Origin of the sequence: Halobellus inordinatus (assembly GCF_024464655.1) — an archaeon.
Lineage (GTDB): Archaea > Halobacteriota > Halobacteria > Halobacteriales > Haloferacaceae > Haloquadratum > Haloquadratum inordinatus.
In genome coordinates this window covers 769196-790333 of sequence record NZ_JANHAV010000001.1, presented here as the reverse complement: position 1 = coordinate 790333, position 21138 = coordinate 769196, and the positions used below count along the sequence as shown (strand labels likewise).

Sequence of the window (21138 nt, the reverse complement as noted above, 5' to 3'; positions counted from 1 at the left end):
GGGGCTCCTCAGAGTTGATCGGGGTCGACGGTGAGTCGCACGTCGACGGCTTCGACGCCATCGGGGGTGGCGACGAGTGGGTTGATGTCCAATTCGAGAATCGCCGGGAAGTCGGTCACGAGCTGTGAGAGGCGCTGGATCGTCTCGACGACGCCCGCGACGTCTGCGGGCTCGCGTCCGCGCGCCCCGCGCAACAACGGCGCGGCGTCGATCTCCCGGGTCATCGCCTCGGCCTCCGGTTCAGAGACCGGCGCGACGCGGAACGTCGTGTCTTCGAGCGTCTCGACGAAGATTCCGCCGAGGCCGAAGAGCAAGAGCGGGCCGAACTGCGGATCGCGGTTCATCCCGACGATCGTCTCCACACCGTCGTCGAGGTCGACCATCTCTTGGACCTGCACGCCGATGATCGTCGCATCGGGCTGGTAGTTTCGCGCGCGAGAGATCAGGTCTTCGTAGGCGTCGTAGACCTCCTCGTTCGGGACGCCGACCTTGACGCCCCCGATGTCAGATTTGTGCAGGATATCCGGGCTGACGATCTTCATCACCACGTCGCCGTCGATGGACTCTGCGACTTCGAGCGCGTCCGCGGGTGCGTCGACGATGTCGCCGGCGGGCGTCTCGATCCCGTAGGCGTCTAAGAGGCCCATCGCTTCGACGCCCAACCGCGTGTCCGCGCGGCCCTCGACCGACGTGAGGATCTCGCGGGCGCGCTCGCGGTCGACGTCGAACGTCGTCGGCGCCTGGTACTCCCGTTCGGTGATATCGCGGAAGCGCGAGAGCGCGTCGAGGCCCTGCACCGCCCGGGCCGGATCGAAGTAGTTCGGGATCCCGGCGTCTGCGAGCGTCTCTGCGGCGGGTTCGACCCGCTCGCCGCCCATAAAGCAGGCGGCGACGGGCTTGTCGTGTTTCGCCTGTAGCTCGACGGTATCGGTGGCCAATTGCTGGTAGTCGAGGACAGCCGTCGGACACGAGAGGACGATGACGCTACCGACGTTTGCGTCACCGAGCGCGACGTCCAGCGCGTCGCGGAAGCGCTCGTTGTCGGCGTCGCCGACGATGTCGACCGGGTTGTAGATGTTACCTTCCGCCGGCAACGCCTCCGAGAAGGCATCGAGCGTCGAGTCGGTGAACGACGCCATCGAGAGCCGCGAGTCGCCGATCGCGTCGGTGCTCATCACGCCCGGCCCGCCGGCGTTCGTGATGACAGCGACGCCGTCACTTTCGGGAAGGGGTTGACTCTCCAGGACGCGCGCGGCGTCGAACAGTTCCTGGACGGACGCCGCGCGGATGACGCCCGCCTGTTCGAGGCCGGCCTCGTAGGCCTGATCCGAGCCGGCGATCGTCCCCGTGTGACTGGAGGCGGCCTGTGCGCCGGCGTCGGTGCGACCGGACTTCACGAGGACGACCGGCGTCTCTGCGGTCACCTCGCGCGCCGTCTCGATGAACGCCTGGCCGTCGTCGATGCCCTCCAGATAGCCGATTATCACGTCGGTGTCGTCGTCGTCGCCCCACTCTCTGACGAAGTCGGATTCGTCGAGGACGGCCTTGTTACCGAGCGAGACGACGTCTTTGAAGCCGATTCCCTGGTCGTTCGCCCAGTCTAAGACGGCCGTGATGAACGCCCCCGACTGGCTCATAAACGACATCCGCCCCTCGGTGGCGTTCTCGGGGCCGAACGTCGCGTTCATTCCAACCGGCGTCGACATAATCCCGAGGCTGTTGGGGCCGACCAGGTCGATGTCGTACGTTTCGGCGACCTCGATCAGGTCCTGCTCACGGGCGGCGCCCTCACTGCCGGTCTCGCCGAAGCCGGCGGTGATGACCACGACGTTTCGGACGCCCGCCTCGCCGGCCTCGCGAACGACGTCGACGGCGATCTGCGGTGGCACGACGACGACGGCGAGGTCGGCGTCGGCGGCGGCGACGTCGTCTAGCGTCGGGATGCCGAAGACCTCCTCGTGGCTCGGATTCACGGGGACGACCTCGCCCGCGAACGAATCGAGGAGGTTCTCCATAATCGCCCGGCCGACGGAGCCCGCACGCTCTGTCGCGCCCACGACGGCGATTCGTTCGGGCGAGAACAACGCGGATAACTCTCCCATCGGGCGAACGTACTCGGGGTCGGCGCTTAAATCCGTGCGGTCTGGTACTCGATTCCGAGTAGCTGTCTTCGAAGACACCAGGCTGATCGGCGTCCGTCTGCGATCACGTGAAACGGGATCAGACGACGTCGTCGGGGGCGTACTGCTCACGAGTCCGTTTCGCTTCCCGGGCGTATCGCCTGCGCTCGTCGGGGTCGGTCACGGTGCCGAGACTCGACTCGCGAGCGAGCAGCCCCGCTGTCGTGTCGCGTGCGTCGTCGAAACTGGTGAGGGCGCGCTCTTTGCGGAGATACTGCGATCCGTCGGGGGTCGCGTACACGAGGATGACGATGTTCTGCTCGTCGTCGGAGTACGTCCGCTCGACGAGCCAGACGCGCTGGCGTTCGGCGTCTCCCTCGCTCTCTGCTGTGGCGTCCACCGGCGGTGATTGATCGGCCATAACTCCACCTACGATGCCGAGATACATAATCGCCAGTCCCCCAGTACTGTTAGCCGCGGGACTGATACTGTCGGACAGAAGCTCGTGAACTATGTTGACACCCACGGGTGTCGATAATCTTCACACAGTTCTGTCCGACAGTATGAGGGCCAGTACCGGACACGAATGTACAATTCCGAGCACGACAGCACACCTACAATTTAAATCACTCTCACCTGTAGCGACCGTATGGATTGCGATGGTGAAGCGATCGACGTCGAGACCGTCTCCCGAAATCAGATGGAGCCGGTGTTCGCTATCGACGCCGATGGCACCATCGCGTTCGCGAACGATCGGTTCTACGCGATCTCCGGCCTCTCCCCTGAGGCGGTGATCGGGGCCGACTACGACCGCTTCGGCCGGATCGTCGAAGACGGCCTCGACTCGCTACGGACGGCCGTCGAATCGGTGCTGGCCGACGAATCAGCCGAAGAACGGGTCGAGTTGGAGATGGGTCACCCCGAGGACGCGCCCGTCCCCCGCCACCTGCCGGCAGAGGCGCGGGTCACGACGCTGCGATCGGGCGGAGAGCCCATCGGGGCGCTGGTCTCGCTCCGACGGATCGGGACGCGGAAAGCGTACGAGCGCCAACTGGAGCGACAGAACGAGCGACTAGAGGAGTTTGCGAGCGTCGTCGCCCACGACCTCCGGAACCCGCTGAACGTCGCCGAGGGACATCTCGAAATCGCGAGCGAGGAGTGCGAGTCAGCGCACCTAGCGTCTGTCGACGACGCTCTCGACCGGATGTGGGACATCATCGAAGACACGCTCACGCTCGCGAAGCAGGGCCATCACGTCGGAGAGAAAGAGCGCGTGACACTTTCGGAGCTCGTCAGACAGTGCTGGGGCACCGTCAGCACGTCCGGAGCCACCCTCGAAGTCGAAGACGAGATGACGATCAGAGCCGACGTCGACCGGCTTCGGAACCTCTTCGAGAACCTGTTTCGGAACGCCGTCGAGCACGCCGGAGACGGGGTGACGGTCCACGTGGGTGCGATCGAAGACGGATTTTTCCTCGAAGACGACGGCCCGGGTATCCCGCCGGAGGACCGAGAGCGCGTGTTCGATCTGGGATACACGACGGCAGCGGACGGCACGGGCTACGGTCTCGCGATCGTCAAGTGGATCGCCGAGGCGCACGGCTGGGAGATTGCTGTGGCCGACAGCGATGGTGGTGCCCGATTCGAGTTCACCGATGTCGACGTCGTCCGCGAGTGAGGGATCGGATCGGCCCTACACCTCGATCGGCGTCGCGTCGGAGACGTCTCGGAGGGTCTGGGGGTCGATCGAGAAGACCGCTGTCGGCGCGCCGGCGGCCGCCCAGACGGTCTCGTAGCCGAGCAGTGATTCGTCGATGTAGACCGGCAAGTCGGCATCGTGACAGAACGGGGGGACGCCGCCGATGCTCCAGCCGACGACGCTCCGAATCTCGTCGGGATCTGCCATCGCGACGTCCTCGGCGTCGAGGTGCGATTCGAGCCGTGATTCGCTGACGCGGTTCGCGCCGCTCGTCACGACGACGACGAGATCGCCATCGGCGTCGAAGACGAGGCTACTCGCGATCTGCCCGACTTCACAGCCGACAGCGTCAGCGGCGTCGGCGGCCGTCTCGGTGCCTTCCGGGAACGATTCGACGGTGAGATCGAGATCGTAGCGTTCCCGTGCCAGTTCGGTGAACTCGCGTGCGCGGCGATGCATACGCCCTCTTGTGACGGCCGTTCCGAAGAGCGCTTCGACCGGTCGCCGGACAGCGGGCAGACGGCGCGCTCCGCGACGGCGCCGACCGCCGAGCGGGATTACTCGCCGGATCCTGGCGTCCCGTCGTCTTCGATACGGGACTCGTATTTCCTCAACGACTCCTCCAGTGCGGCCTCGGCGTCGACGTCGAGTTCCTCGGCGAGCGCGAGTAGTGCGAAGAGCGCGTCGCCAAGTTCGTCGCGTTTCACCGATAGCGACTCTGGCTCGTCGCCGTAGGCGGTCGACTTCGTCGCGTCCGCGGCCAACTCGCCGACCTCCGCTGTCAGATCCAGGAGCCGATACGCCGGGTGGGTGTACAACTCGGCTTCCTCGAGGAAATCCGCCACGCGTCGCTGACTGTTGCGCATCAGACAGGTCCGCGAACGCCGGCGTAGAAAATGTTTTGTTTCCGAAATTATAGAACGTTGATGTCCTTTCGCGTTCGTTTGCGCGACGGTTTTAGGCCCGCCAAAACAATCAGTAATATGAAATGTTTATACCGATTCAGTGGTTACACGCGAGTATGGTCGAGCTGTGGTCTTTCGGATTCGTCTTCCTCGCCGGCCTGATCACGGCGCTGGCGACGGGGTTGGGGGCAGTCCCGTTCTTCTTCGTCTCCGACGTGAGCGACCGCTGGAACGTCGCGCTGTGGGGCATTGCCTCCGGGATTATGCTGTCCGCATCGGTTTTCGGGCTCGTGTTAGAGGCGCTCGGCGAGTACGTCCACGTGGCGCTCGGTGGGGTCTCCATCGACCCGATCCCACAGCGTGAACTGCTCCTCCTCGGTGCCGGACTCTTCGCCGGCATCCTTCTCGTCTACGTCGCCCACGACCTCATCGAAGCCGCCGAGGTCGACCCGCGGCAGTACGAGGAAGCGGACTTCAAGAAGTTGGTGCTCATCCTCGGCGTCTTGACCGTCCACTCCTTCCCGGAGGGCGTCGCCGTCGGCGTCTCGTTCGCAGACCTCGGGCTGCAGGGCGGAACGCAGCTCTTTGGGCTCGTAGTTCCCCTGCTCGCGATCTTTATGACGATCGCGATCTCGATCCACAACATCCCCGAGGGCGTCGCCATCTCGATCCCGTTGCGTTCGATGGGCGTCGCGAACTGGAAGCTCGTCTGGTGGTCGGTGTTCTCGAGCCTCCCGCAGCCGATCGGCGCGGTTCTGGCGTTCTACTTCGTCCGCGCCGCTCGGGAGTTCCTCCCCGCGGGCTTCGGCTTCGCGGCCGGTGCGATGATCTTTCTCGTCCTCACGGAGTTCATTCCGGAGGCACTCGCCGTCGGGCGCAGTCTGCCCGGCGACGGTCGTCGTGAACTGGCTGCGGGCGTCGCAGCCGGCTTCCTCGCGATGGTTCCGCTGCTGTTCGTCTGAAAGGTGAAAAGAGATCGTGCCGCGATCGCCTCGTGCGTTCAGTGACTGTGACCCATCGCCTCGTCGAGCGAGACGCCGAAGCGCTCCTCGAAGAGTTCCTCCATCTTCTCGTTCAGTTCTTCCAGGTCGGCGGGCGTCTCGCCCTGTCCGTGGTGGACGACGGCGTGAGCCTGCTGGGCGAACGACTGGATCAGGAGGTCGCCGACGACGGCCGTCGTCGACTCGCCCTGTTCGGTGAACACGTCGGCGAGGCCCTCGGGGAGTTCGATCTCCTCGACGTCGCCGTTCGGCGCTTCGATCGTGTAGGTCTCGGTGTCGACCATACGTCCTCTCCGGCGCCTCGACATAAGGGTCTGTGGGAATCGGCCGCTCGAACGACGACGCGGCGTCGCTCGCTCATACTATCGGCCAGCAGTTTGTGAATTACGTTGGCACCCACGGGGTGCCGATACGCCGCGCAGAGTGCTGTCAGACAGTATCAGTCGTCGTCGGAACTCATCGACACCGCCGGGGAGTTCGCTCCCGTCGTGACCACGGAGTCGTCCTCCCCCGACAGCAGCGGGTGGACCGACTGGTACTCCCAGACCATTCCGACGATTGCGACGACGGACATAAGCGCGAACGGAAAGCCCGTGATGATCGCCGACGACCGGAGAGCGTCGATGCCGCCGCCGACGATGAGCAGCGAGGCGAGACCGCCCATCAGACCGCTCCAGATGATCCGATTGACAGTCGAGGGGTGTTGCTTGCCGCCGGTCGTGAGCATCCCGAGCGCGAGCGTCGAGGAGTCAGCCGAGGTGACGAAGAACGTCACCACCAGTAGCATAAACACGCCCGCCAGCACGTCGCCGAAGGGGAGACTGGCGAAAAGCGGGAAGCCCGAGACGGAGACGCCGTACTGGTCGACCATCTCGAGCATCGGTGCGATGTTGTTGCGCTCGAAGAAGATGGCGCTGCCGCCCATCGTGAGGAACCACGGGATCGTCGAGGCCGTCGCACCGATGAGTGCGGTCGCAACCACCTGTCGGATCGTCCGGCCCTTCGAGATGCGTGCGACGAACAGGCCGCCGAAGGGGGCCCACGAGAACACCCACGCCCAGTAGAAGACCGTCCAGTTACCGACCCACTCGCCGGTGCCAGTGGCGTTCGTGTAGAGACTCATCGAGACGAACTCGCTGAAGTAGCCGCCGACCGCCTGCAGGCCGGTGTTCATAATGTAGTTGGTCGGTCCCAGCAAGAACGTCACGACCGCCAGCGCGGCGAAGACGCCCATATTGAACAGCGACACGCGGGCGATTCCCTTCTTGACGCCGAGCGTGACAGAAACGGTGAACGCGACTGTCAGGCCCGTGATCACCAGGACCGTCCCGCCGTCACCGAGTGAAACCCCCGCTGTGTACTCCAGACCGGTGAGGAACTGTCGCCCGACGAAACCGAGCGTCGTCGCGATGCCGCCGATCGTCGCGAACACCGCCAGCACGTCGATGGTTTTCGCCCAGAAGCCGTCGAGGTTCTCGACGCCGACGAACGGCGCGATGAGCGTCGAGACGCGCATCGGCGCGTCTTTCCGGAAGGCGTAGTACGCGATCGGAATCGCGACGATCAGGTACGGGACCCAGTAGGAGATGCCCCAGTGAAACAGCGTGTACTGGATCGCGCCGACGGCCGCCGCGGACGTGCCGGCTTCAGCGCCGACGAGCGGCGGAACGCTCGCGTAGTGGTTCAGCGCCTCTGCCGGTCCCCAGAAGACGATGCCGGCCGCGATCCCCGCCGAGAACATCATCGAGAAGAACGACAGGAGACTGAACTCCGGATCGTCCCCGGGCTTGCCGAGTTTGATGTCGCCCCACCGGCCGAACATCAGCCAGAGGCTGAAGACGACCATCAGGAACATCGTCCCGATGTAGACCCACATAAACTCGGTCCAGAGGTACTCGTTGATCTGTCCCATCCGCTCCGCTGAGACGTCTGGATTCAGGAAGAAGACCAGAATCGCCAGCAACGAAACGGAGAACCCGACACCGAAGACAACGGTGTCGAGTTCGTCGACGAATTGTCGCAAACTCGTGCGTATCGTACGCATACATACTGGTCTCCACGTGATGGATTGTCAAACATAAGACGGCATATGACACCCGTTGAAGTGAGTTATTGCATCACTCCAGTGCGGTGACAAAACGCAGCCTAAATACTAGAAAATTGGTATGATGTGCCCGGTACGTTCAATCACTCGGGTCCGGGCGGTAGCCCCGGCTCACGGCTTTCCAGCGGTTCGAGCGGAACCGCCAGAGGTTCACCACCATCGGCACGGCGGTCTCGGCGAGCAGCGCGAGCAGCAGGCCGCCGGTACCGAGCGCCGGGACGACGGTGCCGAGCCACGCCAGCGGGACCGCCGCGAGATACAGCCCCGCCAGCGCCGAGACGAACGGGACCCGGGTGTCGCCTGCGCCCCGCAGCGCGCCCGTGATCGAGCCGTCGACGCCGAGTGCGACGACGCTGACCGCGGCGACGCGGACGAACTGGGCCGAGAGCGCGCGGTTCGCGGGTTCGTTCACGAAGATGCCCGCGATGGGGTTCGCGAAGACGACGACGACGGCGGCAGCGACGAGGTAGACGAGTACCGAGAGTCGGACGATCCCCCAGCCGTACGCCTCGGCTTCGCTTTCCTCGCTCGCGCCGAGTTCCTGGCCGACGAGCGTCGAAGCGGCGATCGAAAAGCCCCACGAGAAGCTCCCGAGTAGCGATCGGACCTGTCGGCCGACGCCGACCGCCGCGACGGCGACGGGACCGAAGGTCGCCGCGATGGCGAGCAGCGGAAACACCACGAGCCCTTGAGCTGCCCGACGGGCGACGAGCGGGGTCGAGACCTGTCCGATCTGCCGGAGTAAGTCGCGGTCGAGTAGCGGCCCCGAGAACGTGAGCGGAACTGGACTCGCCCCCCGACCCCGAACGTAGTTCCGGCCCGTCATCCCCCACGCGAACACGACGGTCACGAGCGCCGTCGCCAGCGTGGTGCCGAGCGCCGCGCCGGCGACGCCCATATCCAGACCGAGGACGAACGCCGCCGACAGCGCGATGTTGGCGACCGCGCCGCCTGCCCGAACCGCCATCGGCGTGAGGGTGTCGCTGACGCCCGCGTAGGTTCGACTGGCGATCAGATTCAAAAACTCGAAGAGCAGGCCGGGGGCGACGACCGCGAGGTACGTCGCGCCGTATCCGACGCTTTCGGGATCCTGTCCGAGCAAGTCGACGAGGGGCCTCGCGGCGAGACCGAAGAACGCCACTGTCGGGATGCCGAGTGCGACCGCCAGAAGGACGCTCAACCGGACGACCGACGCCGCGCGTTCCGTGTCGCCGCCGCCGTAGTTCTGCGAGACGAGCGCCACCGTCCCGCCGGCGAGGCCGATCGCGAGGAACTTCGCGACCATCCAAAAGGCGTTCGCGAGCGTCAGCCCCGCGACCGCGGTCGGCCCGATGACGAGGCCGACGAGCGCGAGGTCGACCGTTCGTTTCGACATAATAGCGAAACCGGTGACGATCCGGGGCCACGCCAGGTCGACGGTCGCGCGGAGGCGCGTCTCCTCGATGACGCCCGCATCCGCCAGTATCCGGGCGAGCGCCGTGCCGGTTCGCCTGAGTCGTGACACGGCTAACAGAAGCAGCGCCCGCGGCTAAGGGATTCCGTTCGGCGGCCAAGGCTGCCGGAAGTGGATCGAAGACACGTCGCAACCGTAGCATCACCGCGCTCCGTGTGGCTGCCACCGCGAGCAGAGCGAGCGGTTTTTCGTCCAGATTTTTTGGCCGGGGTCGAGCGCCGTCGAAGGCGGCGCGAGGCCCCGTGAAAAGAGACGGGTGCTTAGTCGTCGCTCTCGACGGCCGCGACCTCGCTACCCGCTTCGGCCTTCTGCTCGCGTTCGAGATCTTCGAGGTAGTCGTCGGCGTCGAGGGCGGCCTTCACGCCCATCCCGCCGGCCGTGGCGGCCTGCTGGTAGTGGTAGTCGACGACGTCGCCCGCGCCGAAGATGCCGGGGACGTCCGTGGCGGTCTGGTTGCCTCCCGTGCCGCCCTGGGTCTTGAGGTAGCCGTCGTCGTCGAGTTCGACGCCCGTGCCTTCGAGGTAGCCCGCGTTCGGCGTGTGGCCGATGGCGTAGAAGACCGCGCCGACGTCGAAGTCGAACTCCTCGGTGTCGGGGTCGTCGAGTTTGTCGGTGGGGTGTCCCTCGGGGTGGCTGACGAGCGTGACGTGGTCGACCCCCTCCTCTTGGCTGCCGTGGAGTTCCGTGACTTCGGTGTTCCGCATAATCTCGATTTCGCCCTCGTCGACCTTCTCCATCACGCGGTCGATCCAGTAGTCCTCCGCGCGGAACTCCTCGCGGCGGTGGACGAGATAGACCGTCGAAGCGAACTTGGTGAGGAAGTTCGCCTCTTCCATCGCGGCGTCGCCGCCACCGACGACGAGGATCTTCTCGTCGCGGAAGAACGCGCCGTCACAGGTCGCACACGTCGAGAGGCCGTAGCCCATCAGTTCGTCCTCGCCCGGGATGCCGAGCGTCCGCGCGGATGCCCCCGATGCGGAGATGATCGCGTCGGCCGTGTAGACGTCGCCGTTCTTCAGGCGGACCGTGAAGGGGCGTTCGTCGGCCTCGACGGACTCGATGATGCCGTTTTTGATCTCCGCGCCGAAGCGCTCGGCCTGCTCTTTCATATTCTGGACGAGTTCGGGCCCGGAGATGCCTTCGGGAAAACCCGGATAGTTGTCGACTTCCGTCGTCAACGTGAGCTGTCCGCCGGGTTCGTCGCCCTCGAATACGAGGGGCTCGTTGTTCGAACGTCCGGCATAAATTGCTGCAGAGAGCCCCGCGATACCGGAGCCAGCGACGATGAGTGGGCGATGTTCGACGACCTCGTCAGCGGTATCTGTCATACACACTGTTTCGGTAGACACGGCCTTTTAGATTCCGCTGTCGTGCGCACGTCCCGTCAGACTGTATTGCGTTATTGTCACAATTTCACATCCGGACGGATATATACGCCCCGCGCAGCGACTACCGGATATGACCGCGGATCTGATCGAGAAGACGGACCGATACGAGCGGATGTTCGCCGATGCGCTCGCGGAGGCCGACATCGTCGTGCCGACGTCGACGCCGCTGGGCGAGGCGGCTGCCGAAATTCGGGAGATGGCACTGTCGTATCTCGAAGACGGGCGGCACTTCCGCGAGAACGACGATCCCGTGAACGCACTCGCCGCCTTCTCGTACGGCTACGGGTGGCTCGACGCCGGCGTCCGGATGGGGCTCTTCGAGATTCCCGAGGAGACGCACCTGTTCACGATGGAGTGACGAGCCGCGAACGCGGCGGGCGTGCTCGGCGAGGAACGCGGAGCGCTACCCGAATCGATACGTCGGGCCGTCGTCGCTGTCCTGGATTTCGATCCCGAGGGCTTCGAGATCGTCGCGGAGGTCGTCCGCGCGCTCGTAGTTGCCCGCGTCGCGCTCGGCTTCCCGAACGTCGAGGACGAGTTCTACGAGTTCCTCGGCGAGCGTCACGGTTCCGTCGTCGTCGGTCACCGCGCCGAACGAGAGGCCGAAGACGTCGCCGCCGAGTTCCTCGAAGGCCTCGACGCTCTCACGCAGCGCCCAGTAGTCGTACGCGTCGTGGTCGTCGACGTGGCGATTCACCGCCGTCGCCAGTTCGAGCAGCGCCGCCATCGCCTCCCGGACGTTGAAGTCGTCGTTCATCGCCTCCCGGAACTGGGTTCGGGTCTCCGCGAGCGCCCCGCGGAAGGTTTCGTCTTCGGCTTTCGCGTACGCGTCGGTGCTGTCGCAGGCGTCGACGGCGGCCTCGTAGGCGCGGTCGAGTCGCTCCCAGCGTTCCTCGGCCTCGCGCATCTCTTTCTCGCCGAACGTCTGCTCGCTGCGGTACGCGGTCGAGAGATAGAACGTCCGGACGACGTCGACGCCGTACTGATCGAGGGCGTCGTCGACGGTGAGGAAGTTCCCGAGGCTGGATGACATCTTGTCGCCGGCGGTCTGGAGGAGGCCGACGTGGAGCCAGTAGCGAGCGAACTGCTGGCCCGTCGCGGCCTCGCTCTGGGCGATCTCGTTTTCGTGGTGCGGGAAGACGAGGTCGCGGCCGCCGACGTGGATGTCGAGCGTGTCGTCGAGGTGCGTCATCGACATCGCAGAGCACTCGACGTGCCAGCCGGGTCGGCCCTCGCCCCACGGCGACTCCCAGGTCTGGCCGCAGGGGTCTTCGACGGCCGGGAGATCCGCGTGGCGGTGTTCGGCGACGTCCTCGGGCGCGACTGCGCCGGCCTTCCAGAGTGCGAAGTCCGCGGGATGGCGCTTCTCGGAGCGCTCGTCTTCGGGCCCCTGGGTCTCGATCTCGTCGAGGCGCTGATTCGAGAGTTTGCCGTAGTCCTCGAAGGCGGTGACGTCGAAGTACACCGAGCCGTTGGACTCGTAGGCGTAGCCCCGTTCGACGAGCGTCTCGACGAGGTCGATGATGTCGGGGACGTGTTCCGACACTCGGGGGTAGACTTCGGCGCGCTTGAGGTTCAACCCGCGCATATCCCGGATCACGTGGGAGGTGAAGTGTTCAGCCACCTCGGATTCGTCGCCGCCGAAGTCGTCCTCGCCGATGCGGGCGACGATCTTCTCGTTGACGTCGGTGAAGTTCTCGACGTGGCGGACGTCGTAGCCTTCGTGTTCCAGCCAGCGGTGCATCACGTCCGCGTGCGCCCACAGGCGCGCGTGGCCGAGGTGTGCGTCGTCCGAGACCGTCAGCCCACAGACGTACAGCAGGACTTCGTCGTCGTTCCGCGGCTCGAACTCCTCGCGTTCGCCCGTCAGGGTGTTGGTCACGGACAGCGTCATCGACGGTGGATACTCGCGTCCTGGTTGTTAAATCGTCGGAAGCGAGCGCGGCTCAGAGCTCCGAAACCGACGCCAGCGCATCTTCGACGGTCCGGAGAGCGCTCGCGCCGTCGCTCCGCGGGACGACCACGACGAGTTCGTCGCCCGCGACGCCGGCGGCGTCGACGAGGACGTTCTCGGCCCGGAGTCGGCCCACGACGGCCGTGAGTGCGCTCGCGTCGACCTCGCCGTCGACGACGATGGCGGTGAGGCTCCCGTCGGCGGTGACGACGGCTTCCTCACCGACCGACAGCAGTGCTTCGGCGCCCGCGTCGAGATCCAGCGATTCCGAATCGTCGGCAGCGACGTCGACACCCGCGAGTCCAACCCCGCTGCGCATTCGAACGGCGACGTCGCGCTCCGCTGTTTCGGCGGGTTCGAGGTCGTCTGCGAAGCGCCGCAGCGCCGTCGCGATCGAGTCGGTGTCGCCCTCGACGTCCAGCGACTCCGCGGCGGCCGCGTAGTTCACTACGCCCGCCCGGAGCGCCTGCAAGAGCCAGGGACGGGCCCGAACGGCGGCCCGCGTCTCGGCGGCCAGTGACATACCGGACCCCTCGGACGACGGGGAGAAAAGTCCGCGGATCTCTGTGGTCGGGGCGATAGAGACGGGACGCAGATGTGCACCGTCTTCCACCGATCCGACAACCATCCAATTTCGGCTTCCGAAATCTGAAAAATCGTTCGCGGAACCCGAAGTCCCTAAGGGCGCTCCGTCCTCAGAGCCGGGTATGCAAGCGCTGGTAATCGTGGCGCACGGGTCGCACCTCAACCCCGATTCGTCGACGCCGACGCACCGCCACGCGGACACGATCCGCGCGACGGGCGCGTTCGACGAAGTGAAGACGGGCTTTTGGAAGGAGGAACCCTCGCTCAGGGAGGTCCTCCGCACTGTCGAATCCGACGAGGTGTACGTGGTCCCGCTGTTCATCAGCGAGGGGTACTTCACCGAGCAGGTGATCCCGCGGGAGCTCCGCCTGTCCGGCTGGGACGTCTCCGAGTGGGACTCCGACGGCCTGAGCGCCGACACGGCGACGCTGGTCGCCGAGGACACGGGCCAGACGGTCCACTACTGCGGGCCGGTCGGCACCCACGAGGCGATGACCGACGTGTTGGTCCGCCGCGCCGAGACTGTCACCGGCGACCCGAACGTCGGCGAGGGATTCGGCTTCGCTGTCGTCGGCCACGGGACCGAGCGCAACGAGAACTCCGCGAAGGCCATCGAGTACCACGCCGACCGCGTTCGCGAGATGGATCGCTTCGACGAGGTGCAGGCGCTCTATATGGACGAAGAGCCCGAAGTCGACGACGTCACTGACTACTTCGAGGCCGAAGACATCGTTGTCGTCCCGCTTTTCATCGCGGACGGCTTCCACACCCAAGAGGACATCCCGGAGGACATGGGCCTGACCGACGACTACCGGACGGGCTACGACATCCCCGCCGACGTCGACGGCCACCGCATCTGGTACGCCGGCGCCGTCGGGACCGAGGGCCTGATGGCCGACGTGATCCTCGAACGCGCCGCCGACGCCGGCGCGGAGATCGAAGCAGCCATCGAGACCGTGCGCGAGGAGACCCGCGAGACGCCGGCGGCGGGTGACTGACGTGCACGACGAGCAACTCGACGCCTTACTGGCCCGCCTCGAATCAGATGCGGACCCGGTGGAATTCGACGGGCTCTTCGCGGACGTGGACACGAACGCCGACGCGAGCGACGACGGCGGCAGCTACACGCTCGACGTCGCGTCTTCCGACGAACGCCACGAGAACCTCTCGGAATCGGCGTTCCGATCGGTCGCCAGCGACGATCTCGTCGCCCCGTACGTCACGAACTGGTACTACTGGGAGGAAGTCGTCGGGGACCGCGGCCGCCACCGACGCGCCTTCCTCCGGCACGCCGAGGCCGCGTCCGAGCATTCAGTTTCCGACCGCTACGCGGCGCTCCGCTCGGGGATGCACACCGAGTGGGGCGAGGTGCTCGTCACGGCGACGCTCGGCGAAGACGGGCAGCGGCGCTACGAGATCCGGCACACCGAGGACCGCGACGCCGAGGCCGACGACCTCGACACCTACCACGACCCGCTCGACGCTCGCGACATCGCCACCTACGACGAGCGCGGTCGGTACCGACCGCTGAAGACCGCTCCCTCGCTCGTTTCGGGGTGGGTCTTCCCGGATCTCGACGGCCGCGACGCGGTCGAGACGCTCGACGTGCTCTATCCCGCGTCAGTCGCCAACTGGAACCTCGAACGCGAGGGCGACCTCGACGTGACGCACTGGCACGAGACCGCCGAGCGCCAGACCGGGATCTACGGCGTCGTCGAGGACCTGCCGGGCGAGGCCGTCGATTGGATGGCCGAAGCCTGCTGCGTCGATTCGCAGTGTCTCAAGCGCCGCGAGTGGGAGTACGACGAGGGACACGAACTCGACGCCGACGGCGGTACGGGGGCGTTCCCCTGCCGAGAACCCTGTTCGCTCGTCGTCGCGGCCGCGCGCAAGTGGACCAGACTCGAAGAAGAGGAGACGCACTCCTACGAGTTCGAGCTGACACCCTCCGAGAAGGAACAGGTCGAGGAGATCGTCGACGCCGCCGCCGACGGCCGCACCGAGGAGATCCGCGAGGCCGACGTCTACGAGGGCGCGAACCGCTATCGAGCGCGGTTCCTCCGTGCGAAGCGCTTCGACGAGGACGGGAACCTCTCAGGAACGCCGACGCACCCCGAAGATCACGAGGCGGACGCGGAACACGACGACGGGCACTGAATCGGAGTCCCGGCGCAGGCCGTCCCGTGCACCCTGCTACCGTTCGTCGAGCAGTTTCTCGGCGTGGTCGAGCGACTGCGCGCGCTGCCACCGCACTTGCGCAGCGTCGCCGTAGGCCAGTTCTTCCCGGAGCTCGTCCGGCAGAAAGCCCGCGACGGCCTCGACGACGTCGCCGTCTTCGTCACCGAATTCGACGAGTCCGTACGCGTCGGGAGCGCTCCCGACAGTCTCTCGCGTCAACGGCTGCCATCGTTTTCTGAGTGCCATCGGAGTCAGGCGTCGCCGCTGTCTGCGGGGTTAGTGGCGTCGTTATCTGTGTCCTCGCCGTCGGCGTCGGCGCTCTCGGTCACGAACTCGTAGGACTGCTCGCTCCAGTCGTCTTCGACGAAGACGAACACGCGCCCGCGAGCCACCTCGGGGTCGGCCTCGACTTCGGTCCGCATCCCGCCGGGACGACGCACCGTGACGCCGGGGAAGACTTCCTCCTCCTCGCCATCATCGAGGATGACCCGTCCGACGCCCGTCGATTCGAGGACGTCGTCGTGCGTCTTCAGGTCGTTGACGTACATCATCACACCCTCGGTCTCAGTCGGATCCGTCACGAGGACGTGGGTCTCTTTCTTCGGCGGCGTGGTGAGCGTGTCGGTGACGGGCTCGGGGACGCCCCGATACAGCGTCGTCCGGCCGTCGGTGTACTCGACCTCGACGCCGTGATCGAGGAGTTCGACGCCGACAGTGCTCGGTGGGACGTCGTTGCGCGCGCTCATATCTCGGTGTTCGCGTGGCCCGCTCAAAAGGGACGCGATGGCATCTCCAGCGCCGTAGTGGGGTGTCGGAAGCGTCCGAATTGTGGTGAAGTGTAGCGCCCGAGTGAGTCAGTCGAGGGCGACGACGCGGCCCGATTCGGCCGTCCGACCCCCGTAGCTCGCGTCGTCAGTACCGACGAGTATCCGAGAGCCGACCGGGACGACCGCCGAGACCGAGCCGCCGATCGGGTGGCGCCACTGCACGTCGCCGTCGAGCGATAGCGCGGTCACGCGGCCCGGCGGTGGGGTCTCCAAATCGGCGTTCGACCTCTCAGCGTTGGTCTCTTCGGCGGCCGAGTCGAGGTCTGGCGTGACAGAATCCCACCGCGTGCCGACGAGGACGCGGTCGCCGGCGACGACGACCGAGCGCACCCAGTTCTTAAACTCGATGCGCCAGCGCTCTGCCCCCGTCGTGGCGTCGCGGCAGAAGACGGCGCGCCGGCGGCCGTCGTCGCGTCCGGTCCGAAGCGCGTGGAACAGTCGTTCGTCGCGCGCCGCGAGCTCCTTGACGACGACTGGCTCCGACAGCGGCGTGGCATCGAGAGTCGCCCAGCGCCGCGTGCCCTCGCCGACTTCGTGCGTCCGGAGCGACGGCGAGTCGCCGCCGACCGAAGACACCGAGAGCCGCCCCGTCGCGACAAGGTCGGCGGCGTCCGCGCGTGTCACGACCGTCGGGTCCAGCGTGTAGTTTGGCGGGTCCCGGTCCCAGACTGGGTCGGGCGGCTGTTCGAAGACCACCTCGCTCCACCGCCGGGCGCCGAACCGCGTCAGGCGGCCGCCGGCGAGGAAGAGTGCGCCGTCGGCGAGAAGCGGCGTCACGGGGATTCCCCACGTCGACGTTCGAAACAGCCGGCGGCCCCGGTCCCGGCCGAATGCAGTCACCCCGCCGTGATAGCCGACGTAGACCGCCCGCTCGCCCACCACCAGTCGCTCGCCGTAATCACGGACCTCGCGTTGCCACTGCGTCTCTCCCGTCGTGGCGTCGAGCCGCGTGACGGTTCCCGACCGCCCGCTCTCGTCCCGTTCGGACCTCGGTGCCGCCTCGCCAGTCGCGTACACGGCCCCGGTGACGAAGGCGAGTCGCCGTGCTGGCACCTGCCGCGTCCACCGGACGGTGCCGTCGGCGCGATCCAGCGCCGCGACGGCGGGTGCGTTGCCCGCGGTCCGGGCGCTCCCGACGTACACGCGCTCGGGGCCGACGACCAGCGCGTCGACTGACGGCACGGGCTGCTTCCGCCACGCGATTTCGGGCTCTGCGGGCGGAGTCGCTTCCGGGGCCGAATCAGTCCGCTGCGCGTCGCGGTCGGTGAACGGCCACGTCTCATCGGGAACCGTGAGTGCGGCAGGCGGATCGGTCCGCAACTGCGTGAGCGCGCCAGCGCCGACGCCGATGCCGCCGGCGACGAGGAGTCGCCGCCGCGTGATCGCGCGTTCGGCCCGCTCGCGGAGGGAGGGGTCAGCAGGTACATCGCCGGCCGCGTCGGAGACCATACTACACGGCCCGTGTCGGCGTGTAAGTGTCTTTGGCACGACTGCGAGAACTCGCGGCGGTTCTGCACCGAGAGCGCAGCGGCTTTGATGGCCGGCGTCGAGTGCTCTCGTATGACCGATCACGACCCGGGGGTTTCGGCCTCGGCTCCGACGGACGAGCACGTCACGCCGCTCGACTCCGACGGCGCACGCGACGGTGGGACGGCGGCGGACCGGCTGACGTACGAGGAACTCGCCGTCGGCGACCGGTTCGTGGCCGATCGGACGGTCACGTTCACGCGCGATTCGATCGTTGACTTCGCCGGGAAGTACGACCCGCAGCCGTTCCACGTCGGCGACGACGCCGACGCAGCGTCGCCGTTCGAGGGCCTCGTCGCCAGCGGCCTCCACAGCTTCTGCGCCTGCAACCGCCTCGCGACTGAGGCCTTCTTCGGGCGCGTCGCGTTTCTCGGCGGCCGCGGCGTCGACGACCTGCGGTGGCACCGGCCCGTCCGCCCCGACGATACCCTGTCCGTCGACGTGGAAGTCGTCGACAAGCGAGTCTCCGAATCGGACTCCCGACGGGGATACGTCGACGTCGACGTGACCGGGCGAACCTCGGCGGGCGACCCGGTCGTCACCTGGCGCGTGCTGGGGATGATCCGGCGGAGTGGCGCTGTGTCGCCCGGCGAGACCTGATCCGACAAGCAACCGCTACACCTTTTACGGCGGTCGATAGCTATCCTGTATGTACGGCCGAGCAGTCGCACTGGGCGCGGGGACGGTGCTGAACGCCCTCTCGACGGGCGTCGGGTCGGCGTTCGCGATCGACGCCGAAACGACTGCGACCGTCGAACTCGACGACTCCGCGACGGTGACGGGAACGATCGCCGAAGACGCCGACGCCGACACCCGGCTGATCGAACGTTGCGTCGAACTCGCGATCGAGACGTACGGCGACGGCGAGGACTACGGTGGTACCGTCCGGACCGAGAGCGACGTCCCGATGGCTGCCGGACTGAAAAGTTCGAGCGCCGCAGCCAACGCGACCGTCCTCGCCACTGCCGCCGCGCTCGACGCAGCGCCGGATCGCCTGGAAGCCTGCAAGCTCGGCGTCCAGGCCGCCCGCGACGCCGGCGTCACCGTCACCGGCGCGTTCGACGACGCTTCGGCGTCGATGCTCGGCGGCGTCACCGTCACCGACAACGACGACGACGAACTGCTCGCCCGCGACGAAGTCGAGTGGGACGTCTTGGTCTGGACGCCGGCAGAGCGCGCCTACAGCGCCGACGCGGACGTCGATCGCTGTGCGAACGTCGCGCCGATGGCCGAGTTGGTGGCCGACCTCGCGCTCGACGGCCGCTACGCCGAGGCGATGACGGTGAACGGACTGGCCTTCTCGGCGGCGCTCGGCTTCTCTGCGGACCCCGCTGTCGAAGCGATGCCCCACGTCGACGGCGTCTCCCTCTCCGGTACTGGTCCGAGCGTCGTTGCCGTCGGTCAGGACGACGGACTCGACCGCGTACAGGGCCTGTGGGACGAACGCGGCGGTCACACGTGGCGCACGACGACGCGAACTGATGGAGGACGAACCCTATGACACAGAACGAACCTACAGCCCCCGAGGACGCTTCCTTAGACGAACTGCGTGCAGAAATCGAAGACATCGACCGCGAGATCGTCGAGTTGATCGCGCGGCGGACCTACGTCGCCGACTCGGTCGCACAGGTGAAAGACGAACGCGATCTGCCGACGACCGATGAAGGCCAAGAAGACCGCGTGATGGAGCGTGCCGGTCGAAACGCCGAGCACTTCGACGTGGACTCGAATCTCGTAAAAGCCGTGTTCCGCCTGTTGATCGAACTGAACAAAGTCGAACAGCGCGAGAGTCGATAGCTCGATTTTCGACGATACAATCCGTATGGTGCCCGTTTAGTCCTCCAAAATTCTTCCGATAACTGCTCTTTCGAGTCAGGCTCGATGAAAAACACTATGTCCGGTTTCGGGGGCTCCGAAGGATGTGGTAGTGGAAAGAGGGCAAATGTTTTGCCCCTGTACTCACAATGTACACATATGAGTTCCGAATCCAAAAAGAAGCGCGTCCAGTTCCGTGCACCGAGGGGACTAGTAAACCGGGCCGACGCGCTCGCTGCGGTGTTCGAGACGGATCGGACGGACATCCTCATCTCCGCGCTTCGGGACTACTTGCGGGACGCCGCGCATTCCGACGAGGTGAAACAGGAGATCGCAGAGGCCTTCTACGACGACGATATTACGTTCGAGGAACTGAAAGACCTCGTCGGGCACGAGGAGGCCGCCAACTTCCAACTGCTGAAAGAGCAACTGACCGACGAATTCGTGGACGGGGTCGCGGAGGAGCTGGCCGACTCGTAGATGGTTCTGATAGTCGCCGACACGTCGGCTCTCGTAAGCCTCGGGACGGTGGCGGGCACCTCACCGAATCCACTCGACATTCTCCTCGATTCGCACACCGTGGTCATCCCAGAGCAGGTCGTCGACGAACTCACCGAGACGGCGTCCTACGACGATGCATCCGGTGAGGCGGCACAGGCCGTTCTCGACCGTCGCTCTGCGTTGGAGGCTCGTTCCATCGGACTGGACGAGACGTTCCCGCTGGACGACGGCGAGAACGCGGCGGTTACGCTGGCGAACGATATCGACGCCGTGCAACTGCTCTGTGACGAGTTCAATCGACTTGCGCTCGTCCACGCCTCGCTGGCCGAGACTCGCCTTGTCACAACGCCCATCCTCCTCACCGCACTGGTTCGCAACGACGCGATCTTGCCGGACGCTGCCGACGAGTTTTTGGCCGAGATGAGTGACGCTCGCAGTTGGTCGTCAAACTCCTACGTCGAGCGGGCGCAGTCCACGCTTCGACAGCAACGCGATAACGAGCAACCCGATCCGAAGTGATCGACTCGTTAGACACGCGCTAGCCGATCAGAACGACTCTCCGTAGAGCAAGGGCACCTCATTTAAATACGCCACCGATACACGCCCTTTGTGTCCTGAATTCTGTCGTATTGGACGTGTTGTTGGACACTATTCCAGAGAATCCATTATGGATTTTAACGACTTGAACAAAGTCGAACAGCGCGAAAATCGCTGACGGCGGATCTCGAAGTTCTCCTCGCTGCATCCGAGAGTACGATCCGCGGTAGGCGGGCGTACACAGCCACTCGATCACGGTTTTCGAGCGAACAGGGGAGAGTAGGGCCGAATCGAATCCGTGGGTTTAAACTGTCCGACCTCGGTATCCAGCAATGAGGGCGCTTAGCTCAGTTTGGACAGAGTGCTTGGCTTCGGACCAAGTTGTCGCGGGTTCAAATCCTGCAGCGCCCATGCGAATTCTGCCTGAAACGGAGTAAAACTAGATCACTTCGTAGAGGCGTCTATTCGGGCGTATTCTCTGTTTTCGCCGTTTCAACGAACCCGTCTCAAATTGCGACCAAGTGGAATCTAAACGCACCCCTTT

At 65.7% G+C, this 21138-nt stretch carries 23 protein-coding genes and 1 tRNA gene; 11 read left to right on the top strand and 13 right to left on the bottom strand.

Annotated elements, in window-relative coordinates:
• Nucleotides 1–8: 8 nt before the first annotated feature.
• Nucleotides 9–2102, bottom strand: a complete 2094-nt coding sequence (locus NO347_RS04020) for an acetate--CoA ligase family protein (RefSeq protein WP_256288365.1) — start codon at nt 2100–2102, stop codon at nt 9–11.
• Nucleotides 2103–2220: 118 nt separating this feature from the next.
• Nucleotides 2221–2541, bottom strand: coding sequence for a DUF7967 family protein (locus tag NO347_RS04015; RefSeq protein ID WP_256288364.1), 321 nt, complete (start codon nt 2539–2541; stop codon nt 2221–2223).
• A gap of 228 nt (nt 2542–2769) precedes the next feature.
• On the opposite strand from NO347_RS04015, the gene NO347_RS04010 reads away from it, so the two are divergent.
• Nucleotides 2770–3798 carry a sensor histidine kinase gene (locus NO347_RS04010; protein WP_256288363.1) on the top strand — a complete coding sequence of 343 codons (1029 nt, stop codon included), beginning with the start codon at nt 2770–2772 and terminating at the stop codon, nt 3796–3798.
• Between the two features lie 15 nt (nt 3799–3813).
• Here the strand turns inward: NO347_RS04010 and NO347_RS04005 are convergent, their stop codons facing one another.
• Nucleotides 3814–4278 carry a YbaK/EbsC family protein gene (locus tag NO347_RS04005; protein ID WP_256288362.1) on the bottom strand — a complete coding sequence of 155 codons (465 nt, stop codon included), beginning with the start codon at nt 4276–4278 and terminating at the stop codon, nt 3814–3816.
• A 98-nt stretch (nt 4279–4376) separates the two neighbouring features.
• On the bottom strand, nt 4377–4685 hold the full coding sequence (locus NO347_RS04000) for a MazG-like family protein (RefSeq protein WP_256288361.1): 309 nt from the start codon (nt 4683–4685) through the stop codon (nt 4377–4379).
• A 155-nt stretch (nt 4686–4840) separates the two neighbouring features.
• On the opposite strand from NO347_RS04000, the gene NO347_RS03995 reads away from it, so the two are divergent.
• Nucleotides 4841–5686 carry a ZIP family metal transporter gene (locus tag NO347_RS03995; RefSeq protein ID WP_256288360.1) on the top strand — a complete coding sequence of 282 codons (846 nt, stop codon included), beginning with the start codon at nt 4841–4843 and terminating at the stop codon, nt 5684–5686.
• A 38-nt stretch (nt 5687–5724) separates the two neighbouring features.
• Here the strand turns inward: NO347_RS03995 and NO347_RS03990 are convergent, their stop codons facing one another.
• The 4 genes from NO347_RS03990 to NO347_RS03975 form a co-directional block, all read right to left on the bottom strand.
• Nucleotides 5725–6009 carry a DUF7545 family protein gene (locus tag NO347_RS03990; RefSeq protein ID WP_121568362.1) on the bottom strand — a complete coding sequence of 95 codons (285 nt, stop codon included), beginning with the start codon at nt 6007–6009 and terminating at the stop codon, nt 5725–5727.
• Between the two features lie 155 nt (nt 6010–6164).
• Nucleotides 6165–7769, bottom strand: a complete 1605-nt coding sequence (locus tag NO347_RS03985) for a BCCT family transporter (protein ID WP_256288359.1) — start codon at nt 7767–7769, stop codon at nt 6165–6167.
• A 139-nt stretch (nt 7770–7908) separates the two neighbouring features.
• Nucleotides 7909–9333: an MATE family efflux transporter gene (locus NO347_RS03980; protein WP_256288358.1), complete on the bottom strand. Its 1425-nt coding sequence runs from the start codon at nt 9331–9333 to the stop codon at nt 7909–7911.
• A gap of 209 nt (nt 9334–9542) precedes the next feature.
• Entirely contained in the window at nt 9543–10610 is a 1068-nt protein-coding gene (locus NO347_RS03975) for an NAD(P)/FAD-dependent oxidoreductase (RefSeq protein WP_256288357.1), read from the bottom strand.
• Between the two features lie 130 nt (nt 10611–10740).
• On the opposite strand from NO347_RS03975, the gene NO347_RS03970 reads away from it, so the two are divergent.
• A complete protein-coding gene (locus tag NO347_RS03970) occupies nt 10741–11028 on the top strand; it encodes a DUF357 domain-containing protein (protein ID WP_256288356.1) in 288 nt (95 codons plus the stop codon).
• A 45-nt stretch (nt 11029–11073) separates the two neighbouring features.
• On the opposite strand, the gene cysS is transcribed toward NO347_RS03970, so the two are convergent.
• Entirely contained in the window at nt 11074–12564 is a 1491-nt protein-coding gene (gene cysS, locus NO347_RS03965; protein WP_256288355.1) for a cysteine--tRNA ligase, read from the bottom strand.
• A 52-nt stretch (nt 12565–12616) separates the two neighbouring features.
• Complete coding sequence (locus NO347_RS03960) at nt 12617–13147, bottom strand: DUF7523 family protein (protein ID WP_256288354.1); 531 nt, start codon at nt 13145–13147, stop codon at nt 12617–12619.
• A 184-nt stretch (nt 13148–13331) separates the two neighbouring features.
• Here NO347_RS03960 and NO347_RS03955 point away from each other — a divergent pair, with 184 nt between their 5' ends.
• Entirely contained in the window at nt 13332–14207 is an 876-nt protein-coding gene (locus tag NO347_RS03955; RefSeq protein ID WP_256288353.1) for a CbiX/SirB N-terminal domain-containing protein, read from the top strand.
• Nucleotides 14200–15366, top strand: a complete 1167-nt coding sequence (locus tag NO347_RS03950) for a DR2241 family protein (RefSeq protein WP_256288352.1) — start codon at nt 14200–14202, stop codon at nt 15364–15366. Before NO347_RS03955 ends, NO347_RS03950 begins: the two co-directional genes overlap by 8 nt.
• 36 nt (nt 15367–15402) lie before the next feature.
• On the opposite strand, the gene NO347_RS03945 is transcribed toward NO347_RS03950, so the two are convergent.
• The 3 genes from NO347_RS03945 to NO347_RS03935 all read right to left on the bottom strand — a co-directional run bounded on the left by NO347_RS03945 (nt 15403) and on the right by NO347_RS03935 (nt 17663).
• On the bottom strand, nt 15403–15633 hold the full coding sequence (locus NO347_RS03945) for a DUF7508 domain-containing protein (RefSeq protein ID WP_256288351.1): 231 nt from the start codon (nt 15631–15633) through the stop codon (nt 15403–15405).
• A gap of 5 nt (nt 15634–15638) precedes the next feature.
• Nucleotides 15639–16133 carry a DUF5796 family protein gene (locus tag NO347_RS03940; RefSeq protein WP_256288350.1) on the bottom strand — a complete coding sequence of 165 codons (495 nt, stop codon included), beginning with the start codon at nt 16131–16133 and terminating at the stop codon, nt 15639–15641.
• Nucleotides 16134–16241: 108 nt separating this feature from the next.
• Nucleotides 16242–17663: an outer membrane protein assembly factor BamB family protein gene (locus tag NO347_RS03935; RefSeq protein WP_256288349.1), complete on the bottom strand. Its 1422-nt coding sequence runs from the start codon at nt 17661–17663 to the stop codon at nt 16242–16244.
• Nucleotides 17664–17774: 111 nt separating this feature from the next.
• On the opposite strand from NO347_RS03935, the gene NO347_RS03930 reads away from it, so the two are divergent.
• The 6 genes from NO347_RS03930 to NO347_RS03905 all read left to right on the top strand — a co-directional run bounded on the left by NO347_RS03930 (nt 17775) and on the right by NO347_RS03905 (nt 21005).
• The gene (locus NO347_RS03930) at nt 17775–18341 is read left to right on the top strand and encodes a MaoC/PaaZ C-terminal domain-containing protein (protein WP_256288348.1); all 567 of its coding nucleotides are present in this window, start codon (nt 17775–17777) and stop codon (nt 18339–18341) included.
• Between the two features lie 49 nt (nt 18342–18390).
• Nucleotides 18391–19242, top strand: a complete 852-nt coding sequence (locus NO347_RS03925) for a shikimate kinase (RefSeq protein ID WP_256288347.1) — start codon at nt 18391–18393, stop codon at nt 19240–19242.
• Complete coding sequence (locus NO347_RS03920; RefSeq protein WP_256288346.1) at nt 19239–19538, top strand: chorismate mutase; 300 nt, start codon at nt 19239–19241, stop codon at nt 19536–19538. The genes NO347_RS03925 and NO347_RS03920 overlap by 4 nt, the downstream gene beginning before the upstream one ends.
• A gap of 177 nt (nt 19539–19715) precedes the next feature.
• Nucleotides 19716–20036 (top strand): hypothetical protein, encoded by a 321-nt coding sequence (locus tag NO347_RS03915; RefSeq protein WP_256288345.1) that lies wholly within the window; start codon nt 19716–19718, stop codon nt 20034–20036.
• The gene (locus NO347_RS03910; RefSeq protein WP_256288344.1) at nt 20037–20576 is read left to right on the top strand and encodes a PIN domain-containing protein; all 540 of its coding nucleotides are present in this window, start codon (nt 20037–20039) and stop codon (nt 20574–20576) included.
• 354 nt (nt 20577–20930) lie between these two features.
• Nucleotides 20931–21005: transfer RNA gene (locus NO347_RS03905), tRNA-Arg, on the top strand.
• Nucleotides 21006–21138: the final 133 nt, after the last annotated feature.

Coding starts and splice junctions, on each gene's coding strand:
- NO347_RS04020 (WP_256288365.1), bottom strand. CDS start 2,102: ATGGGAGAGTTATCCGCGTTGTTCTCGCCCGAACGAATCGCCGTCGTG.
- NO347_RS04015 (WP_256288364.1), bottom strand. CDS start 2,541: ATGGCCGATCAATCACCGCCGGTGGACGCCACAGCAGAGAGCGAGGGA.
- NO347_RS04010 (WP_256288363.1), top strand. CDS start 2,770: ATGGATTGCGATGGTGAAGCGATCGACGTCGAGACCGTCTCCCGAAAT.
- NO347_RS04005 (WP_256288362.1), bottom strand. CDS start 4,278: ATGCATCGCCGCGCACGCGAGTTCACCGAACTGGCACGGGAACGCTAC.
- NO347_RS04000 (WP_256288361.1), bottom strand. CDS start 4,685: ATGCGCAACAGTCAGCGACGCGTGGCGGATTTCCTCGAGGAAGCCGAG.
- NO347_RS03995 (WP_256288360.1), top strand. CDS start 4,841: ATGGTCGAGCTGTGGTCTTTCGGATTCGTCTTCCTCGCCGGCCTGATC.
- NO347_RS03990 (WP_121568362.1), bottom strand. CDS start 6,009: ATGGTCGACACCGAGACCTACACGATCGAAGCGCCGAACGGCGACGTC.
- NO347_RS03985 (WP_256288359.1), bottom strand. CDS start 7,769: ATGCGTACGATACGCACGAGTTTGCGACAATTCGTCGACGAACTCGAC.
- NO347_RS03975 (WP_256288357.1), bottom strand. CDS start 10,610: ATGACAGATACCGCTGACGAGGTCGTCGAACATCGCCCACTCATCGTC.
- NO347_RS03970 (WP_256288356.1), top strand. CDS start 10,741: ATGACCGCGGATCTGATCGAGAAGACGGACCGATACGAGCGGATGTTC.
- cysS (WP_256288355.1), bottom strand. CDS start 12,564: ATGACGCTGTCCGTGACCAACACCCTGACGGGCGAACGCGAGGAGTTC.
- NO347_RS03960 (WP_256288354.1), bottom strand. CDS start 13,147: ATGTCACTGGCCGCCGAGACGCGGGCCGCCGTTCGGGCCCGTCCCTGG.
- NO347_RS03955 (WP_256288353.1), top strand. CDS start 13,332: ATGCAAGCGCTGGTAATCGTGGCGCACGGGTCGCACCTCAACCCCGAT.
- NO347_RS03945 (WP_256288351.1), bottom strand. CDS start 15,633: ATGGCACTCAGAAAACGATGGCAGCCGTTGACGCGAGAGACTGTCGGG.
- NO347_RS03940 (WP_256288350.1), bottom strand. CDS start 16,133: ATGAGCGCGCGCAACGACGTCCCACCGAGCACTGTCGGCGTCGAACTC.
- NO347_RS03935 (WP_256288349.1), bottom strand. CDS start 17,663: ATGGTCTCCGACGCGGCCGGCGATGTACCTGCTGACCCCTCCCTCCGC.
- NO347_RS03930 (WP_256288348.1), top strand. CDS start 17,775: ATGACCGATCACGACCCGGGGGTTTCGGCCTCGGCTCCGACGGACGAG.
- NO347_RS03925 (WP_256288347.1), top strand. CDS start 18,391: ATGTACGGCCGAGCAGTCGCACTGGGCGCGGGGACGGTGCTGAACGCC.
- NO347_RS03920 (WP_256288346.1), top strand. CDS start 19,239: ATGACACAGAACGAACCTACAGCCCCCGAGGACGCTTCCTTAGACGAA.
- NO347_RS03915 (WP_256288345.1), top strand. CDS start 19,716: ATGAGTTCCGAATCCAAAAAGAAGCGCGTCCAGTTCCGTGCACCGAGG.
- NO347_RS03910 (WP_256288344.1), top strand. CDS start 20,037: ATGGTTCTGATAGTCGCCGACACGTCGGCTCTCGTAAGCCTCGGGACG.